The 19,880-nt window shown below is 73.6% G+C and carries 21 protein-coding genes; 7 read left to right on the top strand and 14 right to left on the bottom strand.

Annotated elements, in window-relative coordinates:
* Positions 1-158: 158 nt before the first annotated feature.
* Positions 159-1,124: an electron transfer flavoprotein subunit alpha/FixB family protein gene (locus NWP09_RS05295; RefSeq protein WP_258274493.1), complete on the bottom strand. Its 966-nt coding sequence runs from the start codon at positions 1,122-1,124 to the stop codon at positions 159-161.
* On the bottom strand, positions 1,121-1,912 hold the full coding sequence (locus NWP09_RS05300; protein WP_258274494.1) for an electron transfer flavoprotein subunit beta/FixA family protein: 792 nt from the start codon (positions 1,910-1,912) through the stop codon (positions 1,121-1,123). Before NWP09_RS05300 ends, NWP09_RS05295 begins: the two co-directional genes overlap by 4 nt.
* Before the next feature lie 84 nt (positions 1,913-1,996).
* Between NWP09_RS05300 and NWP09_RS05305 the strand changes: the two genes are divergently transcribed.
* The gene (locus NWP09_RS05305) at positions 1,997-2,530 is read left to right on the top strand and encodes a MarR family winged helix-turn-helix transcriptional regulator (protein WP_258274495.1); all 534 of its coding nucleotides are present in this window, start codon (positions 1,997-1,999) and stop codon (positions 2,528-2,530) included.
* Positions 2,531-2,647: 117 nt separating this feature from the next.
* Here NWP09_RS05305 and NWP09_RS05310 read toward each other — a convergent pair whose 3' ends face one another.
* Genes NWP09_RS05310 through NWP09_RS05320 form a run of 3 tightly spaced genes read right to left on the bottom strand, consistent with a single transcriptional unit; the run spans position 2,648 to position 5,726 of the window.
* Positions 2,648-3,436 (bottom strand): enoyl-CoA hydratase-related protein, encoded by a 789-nt coding sequence (locus NWP09_RS05310; RefSeq protein WP_258274496.1) that lies wholly within the window; start codon positions 3,434-3,436, stop codon positions 2,648-2,650.
* On the bottom strand, positions 3,433-4,551 hold the full coding sequence (locus NWP09_RS05315) for a 3-hydroxyisobutyryl-CoA hydrolase (RefSeq protein WP_258274497.1): 1,119 nt from the start codon (positions 4,549-4,551) through the stop codon (positions 3,433-3,435). Before NWP09_RS05315 ends, NWP09_RS05310 begins: the two co-directional genes overlap by 4 nt.
* Entirely contained in the window at positions 4,548-5,726 is a 1,179-nt protein-coding gene (locus NWP09_RS05320; RefSeq protein WP_258274498.1) for an acyl-CoA dehydrogenase family protein, read from the bottom strand. Before NWP09_RS05320 ends, NWP09_RS05315 begins: the two co-directional genes overlap by 4 nt.
* A 229-nt stretch (positions 5,727-5,955) precedes the next feature.
* Between NWP09_RS05320 and NWP09_RS05325 the strand changes: the two genes are divergently transcribed.
* From NWP09_RS05325 to NWP09_RS05335, 3 genes are read left to right on the top strand one after another with little or no spacing between them, the layout of a single operon-like run.
* Positions 5,956-6,714, top strand: coding sequence for an SDR family NAD(P)-dependent oxidoreductase (locus NWP09_RS05325; RefSeq protein ID WP_258274499.1), 759 nt, complete (start codon positions 5,956-5,958; stop codon positions 6,712-6,714).
* A 5-nt stretch (positions 6,715-6,719) separates the two neighbouring features.
* Positions 6,720-7,880 (top strand): acyl-CoA dehydrogenase family protein, encoded by a 1,161-nt coding sequence (locus NWP09_RS05330; protein ID WP_258274513.1) that lies wholly within the window; start codon positions 6,720-6,722, stop codon positions 7,878-7,880.
* A gap of 30 nt (positions 7,881-7,910) precedes the next feature.
* Positions 7,911-9,092, top strand: coding sequence for a thiolase family protein (locus NWP09_RS05335; RefSeq protein ID WP_258274500.1), 1,182 nt, complete (start codon positions 7,911-7,913; stop codon positions 9,090-9,092).
* Between the two features lie 16 nt (positions 9,093-9,108).
* On the opposite strand, the gene NWP09_RS05340 is transcribed toward NWP09_RS05335, so the two are convergent.
* The 3 genes from NWP09_RS05340 to NWP09_RS05350 form a co-directional block, all read right to left on the bottom strand.
* Complete coding sequence (locus NWP09_RS05340) at positions 9,109-9,588, bottom strand: glutathione peroxidase (protein WP_258274501.1); 480 nt, start codon at positions 9,586-9,588, stop codon at positions 9,109-9,111.
* Positions 9,589-9,691: 103 nt separating this feature from the next.
* Positions 9,692-10,912, bottom strand: coding sequence for an amidohydrolase (locus tag NWP09_RS05345; RefSeq protein ID WP_258274502.1), 1,221 nt, complete (start codon positions 10,910-10,912; stop codon positions 9,692-9,694).
* A gap of 61 nt (positions 10,913-10,973) precedes the next feature.
* Complete coding sequence (locus NWP09_RS05350; RefSeq protein ID WP_258274503.1) at positions 10,974-12,542, bottom strand: AbgT family transporter; 1,569 nt, start codon at positions 12,540-12,542, stop codon at positions 10,974-10,976.
* Between the two features lie 125 nt (positions 12,543-12,667).
* Between NWP09_RS05350 and NWP09_RS05355 the strand changes: the two genes are divergently transcribed.
* Positions 12,668-13,708 carry an Lrp/AsnC family transcriptional regulator gene (locus NWP09_RS05355; RefSeq protein ID WP_258274504.1) on the top strand — a complete coding sequence of 347 codons (1,041 nt, stop codon included), beginning with the start codon at positions 12,668-12,670 and terminating at the stop codon, positions 13,706-13,708.
* Here NWP09_RS05355 and NWP09_RS05360 read toward each other — a convergent pair.
* The 5 genes from NWP09_RS05360 to NWP09_RS05380 form a co-directional block, all read right to left on the bottom strand.
* A complete protein-coding gene (locus tag NWP09_RS05360) occupies positions 13,705-14,964 on the bottom strand; it encodes an MFS transporter (protein ID WP_258274505.1) in 1,260 nt (419 codons plus the stop codon). The two genes, NWP09_RS05355 and NWP09_RS05360, sit on opposite strands and share 4 nt — an antisense overlap.
* Before the next feature lie 225 nt (positions 14,965-15,189).
* Positions 15,190-15,819 (bottom strand): winged helix-turn-helix domain-containing protein, encoded by a 630-nt coding sequence (locus NWP09_RS05365; RefSeq protein WP_258274506.1) that lies wholly within the window; start codon positions 15,817-15,819, stop codon positions 15,190-15,192.
* A gap of 2 nt (positions 15,820-15,821) precedes the next feature.
* Positions 15,822-15,962 (bottom strand): hypothetical protein, encoded by a 141-nt coding sequence (locus NWP09_RS05370; RefSeq protein ID WP_258274507.1) that lies wholly within the window; start codon positions 15,960-15,962, stop codon positions 15,822-15,824.
* Positions 15,963-16,148: 186 nt separating this feature from the next.
* Positions 16,149-17,213, bottom strand: a complete 1,065-nt coding sequence (locus NWP09_RS05375) for a 2,3-butanediol dehydrogenase (protein WP_258274508.1) — start codon at positions 17,211-17,213, stop codon at positions 16,149-16,151.
* A gap of 70 nt (positions 17,214-17,283) precedes the next feature.
* A complete protein-coding gene (locus NWP09_RS05380; protein WP_258274509.1) occupies positions 17,284-18,060 on the bottom strand; it encodes an SseB family protein in 777 nt (258 codons plus the stop codon).
* 98 nt (positions 18,061-18,158) lie between these two features.
* On the opposite strand from NWP09_RS05380, the gene NWP09_RS05385 reads away from it, so the two are divergent.
* A complete protein-coding gene (locus NWP09_RS05385; RefSeq protein WP_258274510.1) occupies positions 18,159-18,518 on the top strand; it encodes a helix-turn-helix transcriptional regulator in 360 nt (119 codons plus the stop codon).
* A gap of 1 nt (position 18,519) precedes the next feature.
* On the top strand, positions 18,520-19,236 hold the full coding sequence (locus NWP09_RS05390; RefSeq protein WP_258274511.1) for an SRPBCC domain-containing protein: 717 nt from the start codon (positions 18,520-18,522) through the stop codon (positions 19,234-19,236).
* Between the two features lie 11 nt (positions 19,237-19,247).
* Here the strand turns inward: NWP09_RS05390 and NWP09_RS05395 are convergent.
* A partial coding sequence (locus NWP09_RS05395) for a zinc-binding dehydrogenase (protein ID WP_258274512.1) occupies positions 19,248-19,880 on the bottom strand: 633 nt, incomplete at its 5' end.

Genomic DNA, 19,880 nt, shown 5'->3' on the forward strand with positions numbered 1-19,880 from the left:
AGCCACCACCGCGGGCGCAGCGCGCTCGGCACCTGCCGCCGCGCTCGCGACCGGCGCCGCGCTCGACGCACCGACGGGCGCCATGCCCTCCGGCGGCCACGGCTCGCCCCCCGGCACGCGCGGGAGCCCGCGCCGCACCGCGACCGCACCCTCCATCGTCAGCCCTTCCGCGCCTCGAGCGCCGCGATGAGCTGCGGCACGATCGTGAACAGGTCGCCCACGACGCCCAGGTCGGCGATCTCGAAGATCGGGGCCGACGCATCCCGGTCGATCGCGATGATCGTCTTCGCGGTCTGCATGCCCGCGCGGTGCTGGATCGCGCCCGAGATGCCGACCGCGAGGTACAGGTCGGGCGAGACCGACGTGCCGGTCTGGCCCACCTGGGCCGACGGCTCGACGTAGCCGGCGTCGACCGCGGCGCGCGACGCGCCGACCGCGGCCCCGAGCGCGTCGGCGAGCTGCTCGATGAGCGCGAACTGCTCCTTCGAGCCGAGCCCGCGCCCGCCCGAGACGATGCGCTTCGCGGTGCGGAGATCCGGCCGGCTCGAGACCGCGGCGGCGGGCTCGAACGACTGCACCGTCGCGGCACGGCGACCGGATGCGGTCACCTCGAGGGGCTGGACGTCGGGCGTCGCCGCCTCGGCGCGGTCGTCGATCGAGCCGAGCCGCATCGTCGCGATGAGCGGCCCGTAGGTCGCCGCCGACTCGACGTCGTAGGCGCCGCCGTAGACGGAGTGGCGCACGACCACCCCCTGCTCGTCGCGCGCGACGCCGACGATGTCGGCCGCGATCGGCGCCCGCAGCCGCGCCGCGAGCCGGCCGGCGGCCTCGCGACCCTCGACCGTCGCGGGCACGAGCACGAGCTCGGGCCCCACTGCGCGCACGGCGGCTTCGAAGGCGTCCGCCGTGGCGACCCCGAGCTCTGCGCCGTCGACGACCGCGGTGTGCACACGGGTCGCGCCGAGCGACGCGGCGCGCTCGGCGAGCTCGCCCAGCGCATCCGCCGGGCCCGTGACGACCGCGATCGGCGTGCCGATCGAGGCAGCGGCGCCGAGCGCCTCCGCGGCGCCCGCGATGAGGCCGCCCGCGGGCGCGGCCGGCAGCAGCACGAGGATGGGGTTCATGCGAGCCTCCGCTCGGCCAGGAAGGCCGCGATGCGCTCGCCCGCGTCGCCCTCGTCGGTGATGATCGTGCCCGCGGCGCGGGGCGGGCGCTCGGCGATCGAGGTCATGATCGAGCGGGGCGCGGCCGTCTCGTCTGCGGGAGCGCCGACCTCGTCGAGCGGCAGGTCGTCGAGCGAGAGCACCTCGACGGGCTTCTTCTTCGCGTTCATGATGCCGCGCAGCGCCGGGAACCGCGGGTCGGGCAGCGCCTCGGTGACCGAGACGACCGCCGGCAGCGGCGCCTCGACGACCATCTCGCCGCCGTCGGTCGCCCGGGTGCCGCGCACCGCATCCGCCGACACGTCGAGCGAGACGAGGCGCGTGATGCCGGGCACGTCGAGCAGCTCGGCGAGCATCGCGGCCATGACGCCGCCCGTGCCGTCGGTGGATGCGTCGCCCGTGACGACGAGGTCGAAGCCGGTCTTGCGCAGGGCCGCGGCGAGCACCTCGGCGGTGCGCACGTAGTCGGCGCCCGCGAGCCGCTCGTCGGCGATGTGCACCGCAGAGGCCGCACCCATCGCGAGCCCCTTGCGGAGCGCCGCCTGCGCGTCGGCGGGCGCCATCGAGAGCACCACGACCTCCGCGTCGCCCGCGCTCTCGGCGTGCCGCAGCGCGGCCTCGAGCGCGCGCTCGCCGATCTCGTCGATGACGGTCTCGCTCGCCGCGCGGTCGGCGAGGCCGGTCTCGAGGTCGAGCACCCGCTGTCCGTAGGTGTCGGGCACGGGCTTCATGAGCACGACGATCTTCATCGGCTCGCTCCCTTCGTGGTGGGGCGTGGGGGTCGGGGTACGGTGATGCTCGACCAGCCGGAAGGGCCGATGCAGGAGGAGCCGATGCCGCAGAGGCCGATGCCGATCGATCCGATCGCGGAGGCTCGCCGCCAGTGGATCGAGCACGGGTGGGCCGACGCGGTGGCCGGCATGACGCTCGTGACGTCGGTCAACCGCGCGCAGCAGCTGCTCGTCGCGCCCGTCGAGGCGTGCCTGCGGCCGTTCTCCCTCTCGTTCGCGCGCTTCGAGGTGCTGCGGCTGCTCGCGTTCACCCGCGACGGGCGCATGCCGATGAAGTCGGCCGTCAAGCGGCTGCAGGTGCACTCGACGAGCGTGACGAGCACGGTCGACCGGCTCGTGCGCGACGGGCTCGTGACCCGCGAGCAGCACCCGACCGACGGGCGGGCGACGGTGCTCGCGATCACGGATGCGGGGCGCGAGCTCGTGGAGCGTGCGACGGTCGCGCTCAACGAGCAGGCGTTCACGGGCCTCGACGTCGACGAGGCGGATGCGGCGGAGCTCGTGCGCATCATCGCGCGCATGCGGAAGCGGGCGGGCGACTTCGAGGACCCGCGGCCCGTGCCGGAGCCGCTGTAGCCGGCGCACCCCGCCGGCTCGATCGCGGCATTGCCACGGGACCCCTTCCACCGGACGGGACCCGGTGCACCAGGTCCCCTTCGGTCGAAGGGGTCCCCGTGGCGGGTGGCCTGACGCTCAGCGGTGCTGGAAGTTGGGCTCGCGCTTCTCACTGAACGCCGCCATCCCTTCCTTCTGGTCGGCCGTGTCGAACAGCCCCGTGAAGTGCTCCGCCTCGATCGCGAGGCCCTCGGCGAGCGGCATCTCGAGGGCCGCGTCCATCGTCGCCTTCGCGGCGCGCAGGGCCGGCAGCGACTTCGCCGCGATGCCCTCGGCGACCTTGCCCGCCTCGTCGAGCAGCGCATCCGCCGGCACGACCCTCGAGACGAGGCCGATGCGCTCGGCCTCCTCGGCGCCGACGCGCCGCCCGGTGAGGATGATCTCGGCCGCCTTCGGGTAGCCGACGGCGCGCACGAGCCGCTGCGTGCCGCCGATGCCGGGGATGACGCCGAGCCCGACCTCGGGCAGCCCGAACTGGGCGGTGTCGGCGGCGAGGATGATGTCGCACATGAGCGCGAGCTCGCAGCCGCCGCCGAGCGCGTAGCCCGAGACCGCGGCGATCACCGGCTTCTGCACCGACGCGAACTCGAGCCACGGGCCGAAGTGGTTCGACGCGCGCATCTCCGCGGTCGACTTGCCGGCCATCTCCTTGATGTCGGCGCCGGCCGCGAAGGCCTTCTCCGACCCGGTGATGACGATCGCGCCGATCGAGTCGTCGGCGTCGAGGCCCTTCGCGGTGCCGACGAGCTCGTGCATGAGCCGGGTGTTGAGCGCGTTGAGCGCCTCGGGCCGGTCGAGCTGGATCCACGCGACCCGGCCCCGCCGCTCGACGCGGATGGTCTCGTGCTCGTGCTCGTGCTCCGTCATGCGGTCTCCTCCAGCGGCTCGGCGTGGGCGGTCGGGGCGGGCAGGCGCAGGTCGCCCTCGGGCGGCGCTGCGAAGCTGGCCTCCACCATGGCAGGCGTCACCTCCGCGAGCGAGGCCGGCCGCCACTTCGGCGCGCGGTCCTTGTCGACGAGCTGCGCGCGCACCCCCTCGGCGAAGTCCGGCTGCCGCGAGACGTGCCTCGAGATGCGGTACTCCTCGACGAGCGCGGCCTCGAGGCTCGGCAGCTCGCGCGCGCGGCGCAGCGCCGCGAGCGTGACGGCGACCGCGTAGGGCGAGCGGCTGCGGATGGTCGCGGCGATCGCCTGGCCGTCGGGGCCGGATGCGTCGAGTCGCGCGAGCGCGTCGCCCGCGTCGTCGCCGGCGAGCGCCGGGTCGACGAGCGCCCGCTCGCCGGCGAGCCGGCCCTCCGGCGGCTGGGCGGCGAGGCGCCCGATCGCCGCGTCGGGCTCGGTCGACTCGAGCATCGCCATGAGCTCGGGGAGCCGATCCTCGGGCACGTAGGCGTCGGCGAGGCCGAGCGCGATCGCGTCGGCCGCGCCGAAGTGGTCGCCCGTGAGCGCCGCGCGCGTGCCGAGCTCGCCGGCGCGGCGCGTGAGCAGCCACGTCGCGCCGACGTCGGGCACGAAGCCGATCGTCACCTCGGGGAAGCCGATGCGCGTCGAATCGGTGACGACGCGGTGGCTCGCGTGGCCCGAGACGCCGACGCCGCCGCCGAGCACGATGCCGTGCTGGATCGCGACCACGGGCTTCGGGAAGCGCGCGATCGCGGCGTTCATGCGGTACTCGTCGCTCCAGAAGCGTGCGGCGCCCTCGCCGCCCGTGGCGCGCACGTCGTCGAGGAGCGCGACGACGTCGCCGCCCGCGCACAGCGCCCGCTCCCCCGCGCCCGTGATCGCCACGCGCTCGACGCGAGCGTCGTCGGCGAACGCGCCGAGCGCATCCGCCACCGCCTGCACCATCTCGAGCGTGAGCGCGTTGAGCGCGCGCTGGCGGTCGAGCGTGATGACGCCGAGCGCGCCGCGCACCTCGGTGCGCACGTGCTCGGAGCGGCGCTGCTCGGGGCGCGGCTGCTCGGAGCCGAGGGCGTCGCTCACCGGTCGCCCAGCAGCGCGCGGCCGACGATCATGCGCATCATCTCGTTCGTGCCCTCGAGGATGCGGTGCACGCGCAGGTCGCGCACGACCCGCTCGATGCCGTACTCGTGCAGGTAGCCGTAGCCGCCGTGCAGCTGCAGCGCCTCGTCGGCGACCTTGAACGCCGCGTCGGTCGCGAACCGCTTGGCCATCGCGCACGCGGCGGGCGCGTCGGCGGCGCCGGCGTCGAGCTTCGCCGCCGCCTGCGCGACGAGCGCGCGGGCCGCCTGCAGCTCGGTCTCCATGTCGGCGAGCGCGAACATCACGTGCTGGCGGGTCGCGAGCGGGGCGCCGAAGGTCGCGCGGTCCTTGACGTAGGCGATCGTGCGCTCGAGCGCGAACTGCGCCCCGCCGATCGAGCACGCGGCGATGCCGAGCCTCCCGCCGTTGAGCCCGCGCATCGCGATGCCGAAGCCGTCGCCCTCCTCGCCGAGCCGGTTCACGGCCGGCACGCGCACGCCGTCGAGGATCACCTGCTTCGTCGGCTGCGCGTTCCAGCCCATCTTGTGCTCGTCGGGGCCGAACGAGAGGCCGGGCGCATCGGCGGGCACGATGAACGCCGTGATGCCGCGCGCGCCGGCCTCGCCCGTGCGCGCCATGACGACGTAGACGGCGGAGGTGCCGGCGCCCGAGATGAACTGCTTCGTGCCGGTGAGCACGTAGTCGTCGCCGTCGCGCACCGCGCTCGTCGCGAGCGCCGCGGCGTCGGAGCCCGCGCCCGGCTCGGTGAGGCAGTAGCTCGCGAGGTGCTCCATCGAGCACAGCCGCGGCAGCCACGCGCGCCGCTGCTCGTCGGTGCCGAACGTGTCGATCATCCACGCGACCATGTTGTGGATCGAGATGTACGCCGCGACGGCGACGTCGCCGCGCGCGAGCTCCTCGTAGAGGGCGGATGCGTCGGCGCGGCCGAGGCCGGAGCCCCCGACGTCCTCCCGCACGACCATCGCGCCGAGGCCGAGCGCGCCGGCCTCGCGGAGCGTCTCGACCGGGAACTCCTTGTCGGCGTCGCGCTGGTTCGCGAACGGCGCGAGCCGCGCGTCGGCGAAGTCGCGCACCGCCTCGACGAGCGCGGCGCGCTCCTCGGCGCTGATCGCCGAGCCCGCCTCGCTCGGCTGCGTCAGGCTCGCTGTCGTCACGGCACGACCTCCTCGTCGCATGCTTGCGCGTCCACCCAGTTCGATGGACATCCACATATCTACCATCCCGCGGCTGCGCCACGCCACCCGCGATCCGTCTCTCGACCGGCTAGGTGGTCGGCGGACGCGATTATCGCGTCGGCCGACCACCAGCCCGGTTGAGATGCGAGGGAAGCGGTCGCTAGGTTCAGGGGCGATGGTGCCGACGGCGGCGCCGCGAAGGGTGCGCATGGACATCAACGGGCAGGTCGCCCTCGTCACCGGTGGAGCATCCGGGCTGGGCCTCGCGACCACGAAGGCGCTGCTCGCGCAGGGCGCGAAGGTCGTCGTCGCGGATCTCGGCGGCACCCCGCAGGCCGAGGCGGTCGGGGAGCTCGAGGGCGCGCGCTTCGCCGCGACCGACGTGCGCGACGAGGCCGCGGTCGGCGCGGCGCTCGACGCCGCGGCTGAGCTCGGCGACCTGCGGCTCGTCGTGAACTGCGCAGGCGTCGCCGATGCCGCGAAGGTGCTCGGCAAGCGCGGCGTCTTCCCGCTCGACGTCTTCCAGCGCGTCATCGACATCAACCTCGTCGGCACGTTCAACGTCATCCGCCTCGCGACCGAGCGCATGGCGGCGCTCGAGCCGATCGGCGAGGAGCGCGGCGTGATCGTGAGCACCGCATCGGTCGCCGCCTTCGACGGCCAGATCGGCCAGGCCGCCTACTCCGCGTCGAAGGCGGGCGTCGCCGGCATGACGCTGCCGCTCGCGCGCGAGCTCGCGGCGCTGCAGATCCGCGTCATGACGATCGCGCCCGGCCTGTTCAGCACGCCCATGCTCGAGGGGCTCCCCGAGGCGGCGCGCGTCTCGCTCGGCCAGCAGGTGCCGCACCCCGCGCGGCTCGGCAAGCCCGAGGAGTATGCGCTCCTCGTCACGCAGATCGTCGCGAACCCCATGCTCAACGGCGAGACGATCCGTCTCGACGGCTCCATCCGGATGGCTGCGAGGTAGTGACGATGCGCTCGAACTTCTACGACGACGAGCACGAGGCGTTCCGCGAGAGCGTGCGCGAGTTCACCGCGCGCCACGTCGCTCCGCACTACGCGCAGTGGGAGGCGGAGGGCCTCATCGGCCCCGAGCTCTACCCGCAGATGGGCGAGGCGGGCCTCATCGGCATCGCCGTGCCCGAGCAGCACGGCGGCATGGAGGTCGCCGACTACCGCTTCCGCATGGTCATCAGCGAGGAGTTCGCGCGCATCGGGGCGGCCTCGCTCAACGCGACGCTCGGCGTGCACGACGACATCGTGCTGCCGTACCTCATGGATCTCGGCACGCCCGAGCAGCACGAGCGCTGGCTGCCGCCGATGGCCGCCGGCACCTCGATCGGCGCGATCGGCATGACCGAGCCCGGCGCGGGCAGCGACCTGCAGGGCATCCACTCGAACGCGGTCCGCGACGGCGACGACTGGATCCTGAACGGCTCGAAGACGTTCATCACGAACGGCTTCCACGCCGACAAGGTGCTCGTCTTCGCCCGCACCGACCCGGCGGCCGGCTCGCGCGGCTTCACGCTCTTCCTCGTCGAGAACGGCATGGCGGGCTTCGAGCGGGGCCGGAAGCTCGAGAAGCTCGGCCTGCATGCGCAGGACACCGCCGAGCTGTTCTTCAAGGACGTGCGGATCCCCGCCGAGAACGTCGTCGGCGAGCCCGGCCAGGGCCTCGTCTACCTCATGCAGCGGCTGCCCCGCGAGCGGCTCTCGATCGCGTGCGGCGCGCTCGCCTCCGCCGAGGCGGCATACGCGTGGGGCCGAGACTACGTCTTCCAGCGGAAGGCGTTCGGCGGCGCGGTCGGCGACCTGCCGACGGTCCGCTTCACGCTCGCCGAGCTCGAGACCGAGCTCGACATCACGCGCGCCTACGTCGAGCGCTGCATCCTCGCGCTCGACGAGGGCCACCTCACGACCGTCGACGCCTCCAAGGCGAAGTGGTGGGCGACCGAGCTCGAGCAGCGCGTCATCACGCGCAGCCTGCAGCTGCACGGCGGCTACGGCTTCATGGAGGAGTACCCGATCGCGCGGGCGTTCCGCGACTCGCGCGTGCAGACGATCTACGGCGGGACGACCGAGATCATGAAGGAGATCATCGCCCGCGACATCGCGAAGCGCGCGAAGGCGTAGCGGGGGCGGGCGAGGGCGAAGGGGCGGCGGATGCGCGAGGCAGTGATCGTCGACGTGGTGCGCACCGCGTCGGGCAGGGGCAAGCCGGGCGGCGCGCTGCACGAGGTGCACCCCGTCGACCTGCTCGCGGGCGTGCTCGAGCACCTCGTCGCGCGCACCGGGATCGATCCGGCGATCGTCGACGACGTCATCGGCGGCTGCGTGCAGCAGGTCGGCGAGCAGTCGGGCAACGTGACGCGGAACGCCCTGCTCGCCGCCGGGTTCCCGACCCACGTGCCCGGGACATCCATCGACCGGCAGTGCGGGTCGAGCCAGCAGGCGGCGACGTTCGCGGCGCAGGCGATCATGGCCGGCTCGCAGGACATCGTGATCGCGTGCGGCGTCGAGTCGATGAGCCGCATCCCGCTCGGCACGGCGCCGCTCGGGCGCGACATCCTCGGCGAGCGGCTCGGCGAGCGCTACCCCGACGGGCTCGTGCACCAGGGCATCTCGGCCGAGCTCATCGCGGCGAAGTGGGGCTTCAGCCGCGAGGAGCTCGACGACTTCTCGGCCCGCTCCCACGAGCTCGCCGCCGCGGCGGCGGCCGACGGCCGCTTCGACGCCGAGCTCGTGCCGGTCGAGACGAGCGCGGGCGCGCACCTCGTCGACGAGACGGTGCGGCCCACGACGACGCGGGTCGGGCTCGCGGGGCTGCAGCCGTCGTTCGAGCACCCCCGCTACGCCGAGCGGTTCCCCGAGATCGAGTGGCGCATCACGCCGGGCAACTCGTCGCCGCTCACCGACGGCGCATCGGCGGCGCTCATCATGTCGAGGGAGAAGGCGGATGCGCTGGGCCTGCGGCCGCGAGCCCGGTTCCTCGCGTTCTCGGTCGTCGGCGACGACCCGATCATGATGCTCACCGGCCCGATCCCCGCGACCGCGAAGGTGCTCGAGCGCGCCGGGATGCGGATCGACGAGATCGACGCGTTCGAGGTCAACGAGGCCTTCGCGTCGGTGCCGCTCGCGTGGCTGCGCGAGACGGGCGCGCCCCTCGAGCGGCTCAACCCGCGCGGCGGCGCGATCGCGCTCGGGCACGCGCTCGGCTCATCGGGCACGCGGCTGCTCACGACGCTCGTGAACGAGCTCGAGGCGAGCGGCGGCCGCTACGGTCTGCAGACGATGTGCGAGGGCGCGGGCATGGCGAACGCGACGATCATCGAGCGCCTCGACTGACGCGGATCTGCGGGGGCTACTCCGCGAGCGCCCGCTCGACCGCGCCGCGCAGCTGCTCGGGCGTCGTCGTCGGCGCGAAGCGCTCGATCACGCGGCCGTCGCGGCCGATGAGGAACTTCGTGAAGTTCCACTTGATCGCGCCGCCGATCATGCCCTTCTTCTCGTTCTTCAGCCACTTGAAGACCGGATGCGTTCCGGGCCCGTTGACCTCGACCTTCGCGAACATGGGGAAGCTCACGCCGTAGTTGCGCTGGCAGACCTCGGCGATCTCCTCGGCCGAGTCGTGCTCCTGCGCGAACGAGTTCGAGGGGAAGCCGAGCACGACGAGCCCCTCGTCCTTCAGCTCGCGGTAGAGCTGCTCGAGCCCCTCGAACTGCGGGGTGAGGCCGCACTGGCTCGCGGTGTTCACGACCAGGCGCACCTGCCCGTCGAACTCCTGCAGGTCCACCGGCTCGCCGGTGAGGGCTTCGGCCCGGAAGTCGCTGAGCGTCGTCATGCCTCCACCTTGCCAGCGCCGGCTATGCGCGTGCCGAGCGGCGCGCATCCGAACACCCGGCGGCGCAGGCGGGCTCGCGCATCGCCCGCGCCGCCGCGGTGCATCAGCCTGCGAAGGTCGCCTTTGCCTCGGCGACGATCGTGTCGTCGCGGAAGGCGGCGAGCGCGGTCGCCGCGAGCAGGGCGGCACCGTGCTCGATGACCGCCGCGGCCGCGTCGCCGCCCGCCGCGTCGGCGAACTCGCACGTGTGCGGCGAGCAGTCGGGCACGAGGGTGAGCATCGGGTGGATCGCGGGCACCACGAGGCTCACGTTGCCCATGTCGGTCGACCCGGCCATCTCGGGCGCCCGGACCGGCTCCCGCCCGAGCGCGACGAGCGCCTGCTCGGCGAGGCCCACGAGCGTGGGGTTCGGCCGGAGCGAGAAGTACGCGGGCGTGCGCTCCTCGACGAGCACCTGGCAGCCGGTCGCGATCGCCGCGCCCTCGAAGCACGCGCGCACGCGCGGGACGATGCTGCCGAGCAGCTCGTCGCGGTCCTGGGAGCGGACGAAGACGCGCAGCGCCGCGTGCTCGGGGATGATGTTGGGCGCCTGTCCGCCGTCCGTCACGATGGCGTGCACGCGCGAGTCGTCGGGCAGCTGCTGGCGCAGCAGCCCGATCGCCGAGAGCGCGAGGGTCGCGGCGTCGAGCGCGTTGATGCCGCGCTCGGGATGCGCCGCCGCGTGGCTCGCGCGGCCGGTGAACTCCACGTCGAGCGCGACGCGCGAGAGCGAGGTCGACCCCGCGACGTCCTCCGCGCCGGGATGGATCATCATGGCGAGGTCGACGCCCTCGAGCACCCCGTGCTCGATCATCGGCACCTTCCCCGCCGCGCCCTCCTCGCCGGGGCTGCCGACGACGACGAGGTTCGCGCGGGCGCCGCCTTCGGCGGTGAGCCGGTCCTTGACCGCGAGCGCCGCTCCGAGTCCGGCAGCGGCGATGATGTTGTGGCCGCACGCATGGCCGATGCCCTCGAGCGCGTCGTACTCGAGGAAGACCGCGATGGTGGTCGTCTGCGCGGTCGCGTCCGGGGTCGACCAGCGGCCGACGAACGCGGTCTCGAGTCCGGCGTAGCCGCGCTGCACGTCGAATCCCGCGCGCTCGAGCTCCGCGGTCAGCCGCTGCGCGGCGTGGAACTCGGTGAAGCGGATCTCCGGGTGCGCGTGCAGGTCGGCGGCGACGTCGCTGAGCACCGGCATGTGCTCGGCGAGCGCTCGCCGCGCCTCCTCGACGAACGCGGGCATGTCGGCCTCGCGGAGGTCCGCGGGTTGGGCGGCGATGGTCATGAGGGTTCCCTTCCAGTGGGGGCGGATGCGACGGGCGGGCCGAGGGGCCGCGCCCACGAGATCAGAGCGTCAGCCCGTGCCCGGGGCCGAACGGCAGCCCTGCGAGGCCCCAGATGGCGAACTGCAGCAGCCAGACGACGAGGATCACGATCGTGAACGGCAGCACGAGGCTGAACAGCGTGCCGAGGCCGCCCTTCGGCGCCCACCGCTGCATCAGGCCGAGGATGACCGGCAGCATCGGGTTCATCGGCACGAGCGTGTTCGTGGACGAGTCGGCGATGCGGAACGCGGCCTGCACCGCCGCCGGGTCGACGCCGTTGAGCATGAACATCGGCACGAAGATCGGGGCGAGCAGCACCCACAGCGCCGATCCGCTCGCGAGCAGCAGGGCGGGCACGATGACGAACAGGCTGAAGAGCACGAGCCCGCCGACACCCCCGAGCCCAGCGTCGCCGAGCGCATCCGCGCCGCTCGTGGCGACGAGCAGGCCGAGCTTCGACCAGCCGAACCAGGCGATCGCCTGCGCAGCCGTGAAGATCACCACGATGAAGGGCACGAGATCGCGCACGGATGCCGCCATCATGTCCGGCACCTGGGACCAGCTCGTGAGGGTGCCCGCGACGAGCCCGTAGACGACGCCCACGGTGAGGAACATCAGGAGCAGGAAGATCGGGAGGCCGTCCATGAAGGGCGAGCGGAGCAGCTGACCGCCCTCACCCTGGAGCGGCGAGCCGGGCAGCAGGACCGCGGTCGCGACGAGCCCGACGAACACCGCGAGCGCGATCGCGGCGGCGACGAGGCCCCGACGCTCGGCGCGCTCGAGCGGCTTCGTGTCGGCCGGGTCTGCGACGCCCTTCCACGGGCCGAGGCGCGGCTCGACGAAGCGCTGGCACGTGACCGTGATCGCGATCGTCAGGATCACGGTCGACGCCGCCATGAAGTACCAGTTGGCGAGGGGCGTCACCTGCGCGTCCGGGTCGACGATCTGCGCGGCGGTGGTCGTGATGCCGCTCATCAGCACGTCGGTGCCCGCGATGACGAAGTTGGCGCTGAAGCCGGCGACCACGGCCGCGTAGGAGGCGATGAACCCCGCGAGCGGGTGGCGCCCGGCCGCGAGGAAGGCCGCGGCGGCGAGCGGCGGGATGATGACCGCCGCCGAGTCGGAGGCGAGGTTGCCCATGAGGCTCACGACGACGACGATCACCGTGACGAGCGACTTCGGCGCGGCGAGCACGGCGCCGCGCATGAACGCCGAGAGCAGGCCGAGGCGCTCGGCCACGCCGATGCCCAGCATGACGGTGATGATGAGCCCGAGCGGAGGGAACGCGACGAAGTTGTCGATCGCGCTCGTGAGCGCGTAGACGAGCCCGTCGGGCGAGAGGATGCTGCGCACCGGCACGGCCTCGCCGGTCGCCGGGTCGAGCGTCGACGCGCCGAGCGCCGCGGCGACCGCGGATGCCGCGGCGACGAGCCCCGCGAGGATGATGAAGAGGTAGAAGGGGTGCGGCAGTCGATTGCCGACGCGCTCGATGCCGCGGAGCATCTTCCCGGTGACCCCGCGCGCGTCTGCGAGCGCGAGCTCCGGTGCTGTCGTGGCTGCGCGGACGTCCTCGTCCCTGGTCGTGGTCATGCTGGCCCTCTCGGCAAGCGCCTCGCTGTGGCCGAGGCGAACGTTGCCGACCAGGATGCGGTCACAGTGTTTCGAGCGTGTGACGCTGACCGATCTCGCTCCGAGGAGCGGTCATGATGTTCGATATGGATCTCACCCGAGAGCAGCCCGCGGCCGCGCTGTCCGATTCGGACCTGGCGCTCATCGACGCGCTGCAGCGGGACCCGCGCGCTCCCTGGGCGGAGGTCGGGCGCGCCATCGGCGTGAGCGCGCCGACCGCGCGGCGCCGCTGGGAGCACCTCGAGTCGGAGGGGACGGCCTGGATCACCACGTACGCCGGCATGACCGACGGCCTCGTCGCCGCGCTCGTGCAGGTGCGCTGCCGACCGGGCACCTCCGACGCCGTCGCGGCCGTCGTCCAGCGCCATCCGCGCATCGTGACGGTGTCCGCGCAGACGGGCGAGCGGGATCTCGGGCTCATCGTCTTCGCCTCGGACCTGCCCGGGCTACGGTGCATCCTGCAGCGCGACCTCGGCGGGAACGAGGATGTGCTGGGCGTTCGGTCGTCGATCATGACGCGCGTCTTCCGCGACGGCTCGCACTGGCGGGCCGGCGCGCTCGACCCGACTGACCGGAGCCCCGCCACCCGCGGGCTGACCGGCGCCGCGCCCCGGCCCACCGAGGCGGCCATGCTGGCGATCCTGGGCGCGCTCGAACGCGACGGTCGCGCGCCGACCGCGACGATCGCGTCGGCGCTCGGCACGGGTGACGCGCACGCGCGGCGCACGCTCCAGCGGCTGCTCGAGAGCCGACGCATCGTGCAGCGCATCGACGTCACGCTCGACCAGCCCCACTGGCCGCACTCGCTCGCGCTGTGGATGGTCGTGCCCGCGTCCCAGCTCGAGGACGCCGCGAGGAGGATCGGTGAGCTGCCGGAGACGCGGCTCTGCGCGGCGCTCGCGGGCGGCTCCAGCAACCTCTACGTCATCGCGTGGCTCCGCGACCTCCAGGACGCGGCCGACGTGGAGGCGGCGATCGTGCGCGACCTGCCGGCGCGCGTCATCGATCGCAGCCTCGTGCTGCACTACTACAAGCGGCTCGGCCACGTCTTCGACGACGCCCGGCGCCGCGTCGGGCAGGTGCCGTGGGTCGCCGCGGACGACCGGGACGCGGCGCTCGAGCGCTAGGACGAAGCGCGGTCGAGGCGGCCTCCGGCCCACGCCGCGAGCGCCGCGACGAGCACGCCCGCGGCCGCGATCGCGACGAGCCAGCGGAAGTCGACCGCGGTGAGCAGCGCGCTGCCGAGCGCGAGCATGAGCATCTGGGGCACGTTGATCGACACGTTGAGCGCCGCCGACGTGCGGCCCTGCAGCCGAGCCGGCGTGAGCCGCATACGCAGCGTGACGACGCCGACGATGATCCACGGCACGCCGAACCCGATGAGGGCTTGCGCGCCGCCCATCGCGCCCCAGCGCATCCACGCCGCCTCGAGCGGCCACTGCACCGCCGCGAACGCGACGACCGTGCCGAGGCCGAGGAGCGTGAGCCCGGCCGCGACGAGGCGCCGCTCGCCGATGCGGCGCAGCATCCACGCCGAGCACAGGCCCCCGAGCAGGGCGCCGACGCCCTGGATGGCCTGCGCGGGGCCGAGCGCGGCCGGCCCCTCCCGCAGCCCGTGCTCGACGAGCGGGAAGATCGTCGCGTTGAGCAGCCCCGTGATGCCGAAGCCGAGCGCGGTCACGACCGTCAGCAGGCGCAGCAGCGGGTCGGCGAGCAGCGCGCGGAAGCCGCCGGAGGGCTCGTGCCAGTACGTCTCGCCCTCGAGGCGCGGCTCGGGCTGCGACTCGTCGATGCGGATCGTCGCGAGCAGCACCGCCATCGTGAGGAAGCCGGCTGCCGCGAGCACCACGACCGCGGCCGGGCCGGCGGCGACGTAGAGCGCGGCGCCGAGCGCGGGGCTCACGATGCGGCACGCGTTGTCGATCGAGGTGAAGATGCCGTTCGCGCCCGCGAGCTCCTCGTCGGGCAGCAGGTCGCGCAGCAGTCCCGACTGGGCGGCGGCGGTCAGGTAGGCGGCGAGGCCGTAGCCGAAGGTCACCGCGTAGATGAGCCACACGTGCGCGGCGCCCTGCACGAGCAGGAGCGTCAGCACGACGGCGGCCGTGCCGAGGTTCGTGGCGATGAGCAGCGGGCGCCGGTGCACGCGATCGGCGAGCTGGCCGGCGAACGGCGCGAGCAGCGCGGGCAGCCCGATGAAGAGGAAGACCAGCGCGCCGGCCGCGTCGGAGCCGGTCAGCTCGCGCACCCAGATCGCGAGCACGAGGTAGAGCGCGCTGTCGCCGAGGTTCGTCGCCACCCAGCCGGCCATGAGGCGGCGGTAGGCGGGGCGGCGCTTGGGCGACGGCGGCTTGACGGTGGCGGCGGCGGATGCGGTGGTGGTCATCGCGGGTCCTTCGGGGTGGTGGCGCGCGTCGTCGCGCGGAAGGGCAGCTCGAGGCGGCCCTGCGGGCATGCTCGAGGGAAGGGTCGGCGAGGCCGACCGCGGGACTCGCTCGAGGCGTTCGGTCCGGAGGATCTCGGCCATGGGGGTGCTCGGCCGCACCATCGCGCCCAAGCCCGCCAGGCACCGACATCCTCCGGGGATCGGCGCTGACCGCTCGCGCGGAGGCTACGGCGTCGGCTCGGAGTCCGGGTCGGGGTTGAGCGTGCCGAAGAAGTGGACCTTGCGACTGCCCGACGGGCGCGTCTCCGGGTCGGCCTCGCGGCCGTGGAAGCGCTCGGTGAGCTTGGCGATGTCCTCGGCGAGCTCCTTGAGCTCGGCCGCGGTCGCCCAGAACGTCGACAGGTTGACGGTCGTGCCCTCGATCCACTCGGGATCCTCGGCGCGGGCGGTGAAGAACTCGACGAGCCGCGCGGCCTCGTGCTGCACGTAGAGCGCGCCGATCGTGGCCGACGCGCGCATCGACGCAGGGTCGCTCGGGTCGGGTCGCAGGTCGCGCCCGCGGTGCACGGCCCGCCACGGCTTCGACGTGCCCTGCGCCTCGCCGCGCTCGATGAACCCGACCTTGGCGAGCGTGCGCAGGTGGAACGAGCAGTTCGAGGGGCTCTCGCCGACGCGCTCCGCGATCTGCGTCGCGGTCGCCTCGCCCAGCTCGTCGATGACGGAGAGGATCTCGACGCGCAGGGGGTGCGCGAGCGCCCGCAGCAGTGCGGGGTCGCTCGAGCGGAGCTCGGGCATGTCGGCCTTCCGCCGACCGCCGTGCTCCGCCGTGCCCTGCGCGCCGGTCCCCTCAGCCATGCTCAGATCCAACCACGCTGGATCATGGCCTCGGCGCGCATGCGCTCGACGTGGCGCTGCGCGCGCTCGGCCTCGACGCGAGCGCGGTGGCGCTCCTCCGCGTGCATGCCGATGCGGTGGCGGATGCGTTCGGTGCGTCCCATGGGAAGCCTCCTGGTCTCGGGGCCGGCGTCTGCCGACATCATCCGAAAGACTACTTTCGAAGCGATCGCTTTGCAAGAGTTCTTTCGAAAGTTTTGCTTCGGCGTGTCGCGAGCCGCGTCGCAGGGCCGGAAGCGATGCGAAGGGGCCCCGCCGCACCCGGCGAGGCCCCTTCCGAGCGGTGCGGCTCAGCCCATCGAGACGAGGATCTTCACCTCGTGGTCCTTGTTGCTGATGAGCTGCTCGAAGCCCTGCTCGACGATGTCGTCGACGAGGATCTTGCCGGTGATGAACGGCGCGAGGTCGACCTTGCCGCTCCGGGCGAGCTCGATCGCCTCGGCGTGGTCGTTCGCGTAGCCGATCGAGGCGCCCATGACGCGGTCCTGCATCGTGAGGCTCCCGGTGATGTTCAGCTCGTACGGCTTCGTGTGGATCGCGACGACCTCGAGGCGACCGCCGGGGCCGAGGACGTCGAGCAGCTGGGTGACGACGACGCCGACGCCCGCGGCGTCGAACGCGACGTCCGCGCCGCGGCCCTCGGTCTCGGTGCGCACGACCTCGGCGAGGTCCTGGCTCGCGGGGTCGACCACGACATCCGCCACGCCCGTGCTCTTCGCCTTCTCGCGGCGCGCGGTCGCCATCTCGGAGACGATGACGCGGAGCCCCTTCGCCTTGAGCACGGCTGCGACGAGCAGGCCGATGGGGCCCGCGCCGCCGACGACGGCGGTCTGGCCCGCCTCGGCGCCGGCGTGCTTGACGGCGTGGAGCGCGACGGAGAGCGGCTCGATGAGCGCCGCCTGGTCGAGCGGCAGGTCGCCCACGGGGTGCACCCAGCGGCGCTCGACGACGATGCGCTCGCTGAGCCCGCCGCCGAGGCCGGAGATGCCGATGAAGCCCATCTGCTCGCAGAGGTTGTACTTGCCGGCCTGGCACGCGGGGCACGTGCCGTCGACCATGAGCGGCTCGACGACGACGCGATCGCCGACCTCGAGGCCGTCGACGCCCTCGCCGAGCTCCTCGACGACGCCCGAGAACTCGTGGCCCATGACGACGGGCAGCGTCTCGCCCGAGAGCGGATGCGGGGTGTCGGTCGAGGGGGCGGGCGGCATGGGGCCCTCGTGGAAGAGGTGCAGGTCGCTGCCGCAGATGCCGTTGAACGCGGGCCTGATCTTGACCGTGCCGGGTCGGGTCTCGGGCTCGTCCACCTCCTCGACGCGGATGTCTTCCCTGCCGTAGTACATGGCTGCCTTCATGGCGCATGCTCCCTTCGTCGGTGGTCCACCGAGCCTATCGTTCGGTTTTGAAGGGATTCGCGTCCGCGGCTCAGCCCGCGGCGACGAGCTCCGTCTTCGACAGCTCGATCCACGGACCCGCGGGGTTGATGACGATCGACGCGAACGGACCGCTCTGGAGCTGCTCGAGCACCTTGGTCGTGGTGGTGGCGACGATGCCGTCCTTCGGGTCGCGGGCGGCGACCTCGGGCGCGGACGTGAACGCGAGGAGCGCGGTGGAGCCGTCGGGGCGCTGCGTGACGCGCAGCTGGGGCTTCTCGTCGCGCCGCTGCCCCTCGGCGAGCTGCCCGGCGAGCAGCAGCGGCCCGTCGGCGACGAACGCCGAGATCACCGCCTGGCGCGACCCCCGGCCGGCCTCGGCGTCGGCGATCGCCGCGCTCAGCCGGTCGTTGCGGGGGTGCCGCAGCGCGTAGTCGATGTCGGCGGCCGAGAGCGCGGCGGTCCGTTCGGCCGGGTCGATGTAGAGCCAGCCCGCGCCCTGGCGCTTCGCGAGCTCGAGCACCGCCGGCGCCGGCTGGGCGATCGACTGGTAGCGGGCCCCGGCCGGATGCATGCGGGCGATCTCGTCGTTGCTCGTGAACGCGAGCAGCGCGCGCTTGCCGTCGGGGCCCACGTTGCTGCTGATGCGCAGCTTCGAGCCGGTGTGGAGCTTGCCCTCCGAGATGTCGAGCTCGGAGCCCGTCACGTCGAGCAGCAGCTGCCCCGTCAGGCACGCGCGCACGACGTCGAGCATCGTCCTGCGCTGGGGATCCGCGGCGAATGCCTCGATCGCCCTCCGAACGCGGACGTTGTGCACCGGCTCCGTCATGGCTCCACGCTAGCGATCGGTCATGACGACCCGCCTAGCGAGTCCTCCGGAATCGCATCAGTCTTGACTTATATAAGTGGCGGTGCAAGCATGCTCGCATGCACGCGCTCGACGTCCTCGGCGATCCGGTGCGGCGGCGGATCCTCGAGCTGCTCGCCGTCGGCGAGACGAGCGCGGGCGAGATCGCCGCCGCGATCGGTGCGGAGTTCGGCATCAGCCAGCCCGCCGTGAGCCAGCACCTGCGGGTGCTGCGCGAGCAGGGCTTCGCGACGGTGCGGCCCGAGGGTCCCCGCCGCGTGTACGCGGTCGACGCGGCCGGGCCGCGCGCGGCGCGCGAGTGGCTGAGCGCGTTCGACGCGTTCTGGGCGCCGCGGCTCGACGCCCTCGACACCGAGCTCGCGCGGGGCAGGCGGCAGCGCCGGCTCGCCGCCGAGCACGACACGACGAAGGAGCAGTGACATGGTGGATGTGCAGGGTCAGCTGAGCGCGGTGCAGCGCTCGGTCTCGAGCACGCAGGTCGACGGCGCACCCGCGCGGGCGCAGTCGCTCGCGCAGCGCTACGGCGCCCCGATCGACGACGTCTGGAGCGCCGTCACGGATCCCGAGCGCATCGCGCGCTGGTTCCTGCCGGTGAGCGGCGACCTGCGGCTCGGCGGGCGCTACCAGACCGAGGGGAACGCGGGCGGCGAGATCCTCGAGTGCGAGCCGCCCGCCGACGGCGCCGCGCGCTATCGGGTGACGTGGGAGTTCGGCGGCGGCATGTCGTGGCTCACGCTCCGGCTCGCGAGCGACGGCCCCGGCACGCGGCTCGAGCTCGAGCACGTCGCTCGCGAGGCGGATGTGCCGGAGCAGATGTGGCAGACGTTCGGCCCGGGTGCGACCGGGGTCGGCTGGGACGGCGGGCTCCTGGGCCTCGCGCTGCACCTGTCGGCACCCGATTCGGCGATGACGCCGGAGGAGGGCCAGGCGTGGACGCTGAGCGCCGAGGGCAAGGCGTTCAACCGGGGCGCCGCCGACGCGTGGGCCGAGGCGGCGATCCTCGCCGGCACCGACCGCGAGACCGCGCGCCGCCAGGCCGACGCGACCTACGGCTTCTACGCCGGCGAGCCGGCCGCGGAGGCTGGCGGCGCCGACGCCGCCGAGCCGACGGGCGGCGATCCCGCGCACACGCGCTGACTCGGCGGCGGCTACCGCAGCAGCAGGATCTTGCCGCCGGGCGCCTCGCCCGACCCCATGAGCGAGAGCGCCCGGTTGGCGTCGGTCAGCGGCAGCGTCGCCCCGATCACCGGCCGCAGCTCCCCCGCGGCGACGAGCGGCCACACGTGCTCGCGCACCTCGGCGATCGCGTCGGCCTTCGAGCCGCGCCCCTCGACCGGCCGCGCCCGCAGCGTCATCGCGCGCAGCGTGACGCGCCGCGCCATGAGCTGCCGCAGGTCGACCTCGGCCCTCGAGCCGCCCTGCACCGCGATGATCGTGAGCGCCCCGTCGAGCGCGAGCGCCGCGAGGTTGCGCTCGAGGTAGTCGGCGCCGATGACGTCGACGATGAGCTCGGCGCCGCGGCCGCCCGTCGCGTCGAGCACCGCCTCGACGAAGTCCTCCGAGCGGTAGTCGACCGCGCGCTCCGCTCCGAGCGAGCGCACGAGCTCGAGGTGCCGTGCGCTCGCGGTCGCGATCACGCGCCAGCCGCGGGCGCGCAGGAGGCCGATCGCCGTCGTGCCGATGCCGCCGCTGCCGCCGTGCACGAGCGCGAGCGCGCCCGGCGAGGGCGGCGGCACGTCGCGGATCGCCGTCCACACCGTGCACACCGCCTCGGGCAGCGC

The organism is Agrococcus sp. HG114 (genome assembly GCF_024723325.1).
In the GTDB taxonomy this organism is placed as follows: domain Bacteria; phylum Actinomycetota; class Actinomycetes; order Actinomycetales; family Microbacteriaceae; genus Agrococcus.

Bases quoted from the DNA above. Each gene is read 5' to 3' on its own strand.
- NWP09_RS05305 (WP_258274495.1), top strand. From the start codon at position 1,997: ATGCCGCAGAGGCCGATGCCGATCGATCCGATCGCGGAGGCTCGCCGC.
- NWP09_RS05310 (WP_258274496.1), bottom strand. From the start codon at position 3,436: ATGACGGAGCACGAGCACGAGCACGAGACCATCCGCGTCGAGCGGCGG.
- NWP09_RS05380 (WP_258274509.1), bottom strand. From the start codon at position 18,060: ATGACGGAGCCGGTGCACAACGTCCGCGTTCGGAGGGCGATCGAGGCA.
- NWP09_RS05295 (WP_258274493.1), bottom strand. From the start codon at position 1,124: ATGAACCCCATCCTCGTGCTGCTGCCGGCCGCGCCCGCGGGCGGCCTC.
- NWP09_RS05385 (WP_258274510.1), top strand. From the start codon at position 18,159: ATGCACGCGCTCGACGTCCTCGGCGATCCGGTGCGGCGGCGGATCCTC.
- NWP09_RS05375 (WP_258274508.1), bottom strand. From the start codon at position 17,213: ATGAAGGCAGCCATGTACTACGGCAGGGAAGACATCCGCGTCGAGGAG.
- NWP09_RS05325 (WP_258274499.1), top strand. From the start codon at position 5,956: ATGGACATCAACGGGCAGGTCGCCCTCGTCACCGGTGGAGCATCCGGG.
- NWP09_RS05365 (WP_258274506.1), bottom strand. From the start codon at position 15,819: ATGGCTGAGGGGACCGGCGCGCAGGGCACGGCGGAGCACGGCGGTCGG.
- NWP09_RS05370 (WP_258274507.1), bottom strand. From the start codon at position 15,962: ATGGGACGCACCGAACGCATCCGCCACCGCATCGGCATGCACGCGGAG.
- NWP09_RS05300 (WP_258274494.1), bottom strand. From the start codon at position 1,912: ATGAAGATCGTCGTGCTCATGAAGCCCGTGCCCGACACCTACGGACAG.
- NWP09_RS05355 (WP_258274504.1), top strand. From the start codon at position 12,668: ATGGATCTCACCCGAGAGCAGCCCGCGGCCGCGCTGTCCGATTCGGAC.
- NWP09_RS05330 (WP_258274513.1), top strand. From the start codon at position 6,720: ATGCGCTCGAACTTCTACGACGACGAGCACGAGGCGTTCCGCGAGAGC.
- NWP09_RS05345 (WP_258274502.1), bottom strand. From the start codon at position 10,912: ATGACCATCGCCGCCCAACCCGCGGACCTCCGCGAGGCCGACATGCCC.
- NWP09_RS05340 (WP_258274501.1), bottom strand. From the start codon at position 9,588: ATGACGACGCTCAGCGACTTCCGGGCCGAAGCCCTCACCGGCGAGCCG.
- NWP09_RS05390 (WP_258274511.1), top strand. From the start codon at position 18,520: ATGGTGGATGTGCAGGGTCAGCTGAGCGCGGTGCAGCGCTCGGTCTCG.
- NWP09_RS05360 (WP_258274505.1), bottom strand. From the start codon at position 14,964: ATGACCACCACCGCATCCGCCGCCGCCACCGTCAAGCCGCCGTCGCCC.
- NWP09_RS05335 (WP_258274500.1), top strand. From the start codon at position 7,911: ATGCGCGAGGCAGTGATCGTCGACGTGGTGCGCACCGCGTCGGGCAGG.
- NWP09_RS05350 (WP_258274503.1), bottom strand. From the start codon at position 12,542: ATGACCACGACCAGGGACGAGGACGTCCGCGCAGCCACGACAGCACCG.